General features: G+C 50.4%; 5 protein-coding genes and 1 pseudogene. All 6 read left to right on the forward strand.

Annotation, left to right across the window (positions count from 1 at the left end; translation table 11 throughout):
* The coding region (locus tag QZN53_RS12855) for a hypothetical protein (protein WP_205428155.1) at positions 1-216 on the forward strand (216 nt) is incomplete at its 5' end.
* Between the two features lie 58 nt (positions 217-274).
* A pseudogene (locus QZN53_RS13010) lies at positions 275-1,540 on the forward strand (glycoside hydrolase family 11 protein); the annotation flags it as partial.
* 320 nt (positions 1,541-1,860) lie between these two features.
* Positions 1,861-2,775 (forward strand): dTDP-4-dehydrorhamnose reductase, encoded by a 915-nt coding sequence (gene rfbD / locus QZN53_RS12870; RefSeq protein ID WP_163439315.1) that lies wholly within the window; start codon positions 1,861-1,863, stop codon positions 2,773-2,775.
* A 2-nt stretch (positions 2,776-2,777) separates the two neighbouring features.
* Positions 2,778-2,918, forward strand: coding sequence for a hypothetical protein (locus QZN53_RS12875; RefSeq protein ID WP_158213063.1), 141 nt, complete (start codon positions 2,778-2,780; stop codon positions 2,916-2,918).
* 59 nt (positions 2,919-2,977) lie between these two features.
* A complete protein-coding gene (locus tag QZN53_RS12880; protein WP_294653468.1) occupies positions 2,978-5,164 on the forward strand; it encodes an ATP-binding protein in 2,187 nt (728 codons plus the stop codon).
* Between the two features lie 84 nt (positions 5,165-5,248).
* The coding region (locus tag QZN53_RS12885) for an S-adenosylmethionine:tRNA ribosyltransferase-isomerase (RefSeq protein ID WP_163439317.1) at positions 5,249-5,889 on the forward strand (641 nt) is incomplete at its 3' end.

Genomic DNA, 5,889 nt, shown 5'->3' on the forward strand with positions numbered 1-5,889 from the left:
TCAACCGCTAAAAAGTTTCCACAATTTTCAGGAAAATCCCGAAAAATACTCCAAATTTTGTGGAAAAAGGCGCCTCACACATGTTGTGGGGCGTTTTTTATATACACGAAAAGAATGCCGTATTTTGACGTAAAATTGGCTTTTTTGTGTAAAAATTGTGGATTTGGTGTTGTTTTTTACAACAACGCCATTTATATGGGGACTATTCCAAATTAGACCAAATGGATATAACTTTGGAATAGAGGTTGAACGGGATTTTCTTAAGGAGTATATTATGAAAACCAATCTTTTTGTTAAAACAGGGCTTGTTCTAGCCCTTGGTATGTCCGGAGCGTTTGCTCAGGATTTCTGCAGCAATGCATCTCATTCCGGCCAGAAAGTGACGATTACTTCGAACCAGACTGGTAAAATCGGCGATATCGGTTACGAACTCTGGGACGAAAACGGCCATGGTGGCAGTGCTACGTTCTATAGCGATGGTTCCATGGATTGTTCCATTACGGGAGCCAAGGACTATCTCTGCCGCGCCGGTCTTTCCCTTGGTAGTAACAAGACTTATAAGCAGCTTGATGGCGACATGATTGCCGAATTCAAGCTCGTGAAGTCTCCGGCACAAAATGTGGGTTACTCCTACATTGGTGTGTACGGCTGGATGGAAGGCGTTTCTGGAACGGCCAGCAGATTGGTCGAATACTACGTGATCGATAACACCCTCGCTAACGATATGCCGGGTAGCTGGATCGGTAACGAAAGAAAGGGTACCATTACAGTTGATGGCGGTACTTATACGGTTTACCGCAATACCCGTACGGGTCCGGCTATTAAGAACAGCGGCAACGTGCAGTTCTACCAGTACTTCAGTGTCCGTACTTCTCCGCGTGACTGCGGCTCCATCAATATTTCCGAACACATGAGACAGTGGGAAAAGATGGGCATGGAAATGGGCGTGCTCTATGAAGCCAAGGTGCTTGGTGAAGCGGGCAACGTCAATGGCGAAGTTCGCAATGGCCGTATGGACTTCCCCCATGCTCGCGTTTATGTAGGCGAATATGTTCCGCCTGAACCGCCGAAGCCGATCGAACGCAAGGCGTTTGGTGGTACCCCGGCTTCTATTCCGGGTATTGTCGAAGCTGAAAACTTTGACGAAGGTAACCAGGATTCTACCTATGGCAACTCCAGTGTAAGTTCGAGTGCTGAAGTCGATAAGGATTACCGTGGTTCCGATTACAGCAATATCGGTATTGTGAACAGCGGTACTGGCAAGGCTATCGGTTATACGAGTGCCGACCAGTGGATGGAATATACCGTGAATGTTGCTGAAGATGGTGAATACGATATCGTGGCTTCTGTTTCGAATGGTTCCGGTGCTGGCAAGTTGAACCTCGCTATCGATGGCAAGCAGATTGCTTCGCTCTCCTTCACGGGTACAAGCAACGATTGGGATGCCTATGAAGACGCTACCGGTAAGGCTACGCTCACCAAGGGTCAGCATGTTCTTCGCATCACGATTGCCAACGACAACACCAACGTTGACTACGTGAAGTTCAGCAAGGAAGGTGGTGAACCGCAGTCTATCGCAGCTGACCTCCGTCTGAATGCAGCTGGCAAGACCTATCAGGTATTTGACATGCAGGGTCGCACTCTCGGCAAGGTTGATGTTGCCGCCGGTGCTTCCATCGCTGACGCTCTCTTTGCTAAGTTCCAGCAGACCGGTGTCTACATGGTCAAGCAGGGTAGCAAGCTGACTCAGGTGCGTGTGACTCGCTAATACTTAACATCCAAATGCTCCTATATTGTGGATGAAAAGGCGCCCCGCGAACGCGGGGTGTTTTTCTATATTAGCGCAAAGAGGTAAAAATCATGAAATTCTTTGTGACAGGTGTTGGTGGCCAACTGGGCCATGATGTAATGAATGAACTTGCAAAGCGTGGCCATACGGGCGTCGGTTCCGACATGGCGCCTGCCTATAGCGGTGTCGCCGACGGTTCTGCCGTCACGACCATGCCGTATGTGCAGCTCGACATTACAGATTCTGCCGCGGTCGACAAGGTTCTTTCTGAAATCAAGCCCGATGCCGTGATTCACTGCGCCGCATGGACTGCAGTCGACATGGCCGAAGACGATGCCAATGTGGCGAAGGTCCGCGCGGTAAACGCCGGCGGTACCCAGAATATCGCGAATGCCTGCAAAAAGCTCGGCTGCAAGATGACCTACATCAGCACCGACTACGTGTTCAACGGTCAGGGCACGGAACCCTGGCTGCCCGACTGCAAGGATTACAAACCTCTCAACGTTTACGGCCAGACCAAACTCGAAGGCGAACTCGCCGTCGCCAATACGCTTGATAAGTACTTCATCGTGCGAATCGCCTGGGTGTTCGGCCTGAATGGCAAGAATTTTATCAAGACCATGCTGAACGTGGGCAAGACTCACGATACCGTGCGCGTGGTGAATGACCAGATCGGCACGCCGACCTACACGCTCGACCTTTCTCGCTTGCTCATTGACATGAACGAAACCGAAAAGTACGGCTACTATCACGCCACCAACGAAGGCGGATATATTAGCTGGTACGACTTTACCTGCGAAATCTACAAGCAGGCTGGGCTTACCACGAAAGTGTTGCCGGTGACGACGGCTGAATATGGCCTGAGCAAGGCCGCGCGCCCGTTCAACAGCCGCCTCGACAAGAGCAAGCTCGTTGCAAACGGTTTCAAACCGCTTCCGACGTGGCAAGACGCTCTCGCTCGCTACCTCAAGGAAATCGGAGGCTAGCCATGGAAGAAAAGCAGACTTACCGCGAAGTCATGCCGGGTGAGCTCCCGTGCGAAGTGCCGGAATGCGACGGCGTGATGGTCGTTGACCCCGATAACAGCTACAAGCTGACCTGCGACAAGTGCGGTCATATTAAGGAATGAGTCTAAAAATCGACTATCCAGAGCTTCCCGTCGTTGAACATCGGGAAGAATTTTTTGAGATGCTCGAAAAGCATCAGGTGGTGATTGTCAAGGCAGACACCGGTTCCGGAAAGTCGACGCAGCTCCCGAAATTTTTGTTGGAATGGTTTGACAGGCGGGAGAGCGAACAACCTTTCAAAATCGGCGTCACGGAGCCGAGGCGCTTGGCGGCCATCTCGATTGCGGACCGCCTGCGTGAAGAACTGAAAGACGAAACGCTTGTGAGCACCAAGATTCGTTTCTGGGAACAAGGCCAGAGCGATGCTCCCATCAAGGTCATGACCGATGGTATCTTGCTGCAGGAATTCCGTCGCGACAGACTCTTTCGCCAGTATTCGGCAGTAGTGATCGATGAAGCGCATGAACGCTCGCTGAATATCGACATCTTGCTCGGCATTTTCAAGACGGTTTTGCAGGCCCGCCCCGAATTCAAGCTGATTGTGGCCTCGGCAACGCTGGATGCCAAGCTCTTCGAAGAATTTTATGACAACAGTTGCGTGCTCGAAGCCGAGGGCCGCATGTATCCGGTCGACATCGAGTATTATTTTGATGCCGACGGCGGCGTGCTCGGCCTGCACAACTTCACCAAAACGGCATCCTACGGCGGTTCCTCTTACTGGAGGAACAAACAGACAACGATCGCCAGCTGGTTTGAAGACCGCTGCGGTTTATCCGCTGCTCTCAATACCGACGGCAGCACCAAGGATGACCTCGACTACGCGGCCAACCCCCAGTTCAAGCAGTTCCTGATCATCAACTTCTATGTACAGTCCATCGTCAAGAACTACATCGCCCAGGAATGCAAAGCGAGAATCGAAACGGCCGTAAGCTCCACCCAGAACTTCACCATAGCATTCCAGAACGAGCTCGAAAAAGACAAAAGAACCGAGGAAGACATCAAGGACTTTCTCATGAAGTCCATCCGTACGGCCGACCTTTCCAACCAGGCAAGCATCGCTCTTTACACATATGACGACACGACGAACAAGTGCCTGCTGATGTGGCCTACTTCCGATTACAACGTCAATTATGCAAACAGCGCTTCCAACGTCGTCTATCAGGTCGTATCCGAAGGCGGTCAGCGCAATCTTCGCGAGACACAGACCACAAGCATCAACGGAAACCTCGTTTATTACCGTTCAGTAGGATTCACGTATAATGCCGGAAACAAACAGTTAAAGGAACTCAAAGGCTATTACCTTCTGGTATACGTCAATTCCGGTTCATACTACTCGTTCATGTCGCAGATTACGCTCGCTCTCGTTCAGGCAGCTCTCCTCGCCATGATCATCGCAGGCGTCCTGAGCTTCATCCTCTCCTACCCGCTCATCTCATCCACAAGAAAGCTTTCACGCTTCGCCGGACGTGTAGCAAAGGGAGATTTCGAACCTGTAACGGGCAATATCCGAAGCAAGGAGCTTTCCGAACTCGGTGACAGGATGAACCGCATGGCTCATAAGCTTGAAGAAGCCGATGTAGAGCAGAAGACTTTTTTCCAGAACGCTTCACACGAGCTCCGCACGCCTCTCATGTCGATCCAGGGTTATGCCGAAGGCTTGAAGTTCGGCGTTTTCGAGGACAAGTCTTCCAGGGACAACGCAATCGATGTCATCATAGCTGAAACAGAAAGGCTTTCAGGCCTCGTTGAGAACCTCCTCTCCATTTCAAAGATGGACATGAGCAAGAGCGGAAACTACGAGGTAAAGAAACAGAACCTCAACGTCAAGGTTCTCTGCGAGACGATCATTGACAGGGTCAGAGGCAACTTCATCCACGAGGACAAAGCCATCATCAACAAGATCAACGCCGACAGCCTTTATATCTATGCGAATGAGAACGACATGATCAGATGTCTCGAAAACATATTCTCCAACTGCCTGAGATACTGTGATAAAGCCGTCACTTTCGACTGCAGGCCCGACAGCTTCAGAAGAAAAGTTACTTTCTCCATCGGAGACGACGGCCCTGGCATCTCACCGGAAGTATTGGAACATCTTTTCGAGCGTTTTACGAAGGGCAAAGACGGAAAGCACGGTATCGGCCTTGCGCTTGCGCAGGCCATCGCAAATGAACACGGCGGAACGGTCAACGCATACAACAAACCCGATGGCGGTGCATGCTTTGAAGTTACGATCCCGCTCGTTAAGAAACGCGACCAGCTCACCAAGCTCAACAACCTCAGAGCGGAAAAGAAAGACAAAAAATAAGTCTTCTTGCTTTTATAATTAGCATAAGTAATATCCTTATGTTAAAATCTTGCGGTAAAAAATCACTTTATAAAGGCAATATACATGAAGACTCATGATTTCTACTATGACCTCCCCGAGCGTCTCATAGCACAGACACCTATTTTGGACCGCACGGCATCCCGCATGCTTGTGCTGGATAAGAACACCGGAAAGACGATCGACAAGCACTTTTACGATCTTCCCTCTTTCCTTCACAAAGGCGACGTTCTGGTCATAAACAACACACGCGTTATACCCGCAAGGCTCTTAGGCGTCAGATCAGATACCAAGAGTCCTGTAGAACTGCTCCTCCTCAAGAGGATCGACGATAACCACTGGGAAACTCTCGCAAGACCCGGCAAGAAAGTCCATGAAGGCCGCAGGTTTACTTTCATCGAAAACGAACTAGAAGCAGAATGTGAACAGGTCCTCGAAAACGGCAACCGCATCATAAGATTTGATTTCAACGGAATCTGGGAAGAAGTCCTTGACCGCGCAGGCCAGGTTCCCCTTCCGCCCTACATTCACGAAAAGCTTGACGATCCCGAAAGATATCAGACAGTCTATTCAAAGGATCCGGGTTCCGCTGCAGCGCCCACGGCAGGACTTCATTTCACGAAAGAACTGCTCTCACAGCTTAAGGAAATGGGCGTTGAGATCGCCGAACTCACTCTCCATGTAGGTCTCGGCACATTCAGACCCGT

Origin of the sequence: uncultured Fibrobacter sp., assembly GCF_900316465.1 — a bacterium.
Taxonomy (GTDB): Bacteria; Fibrobacterota; Fibrobacteria; order Fibrobacterales; family Fibrobacteraceae; genus Fibrobacter.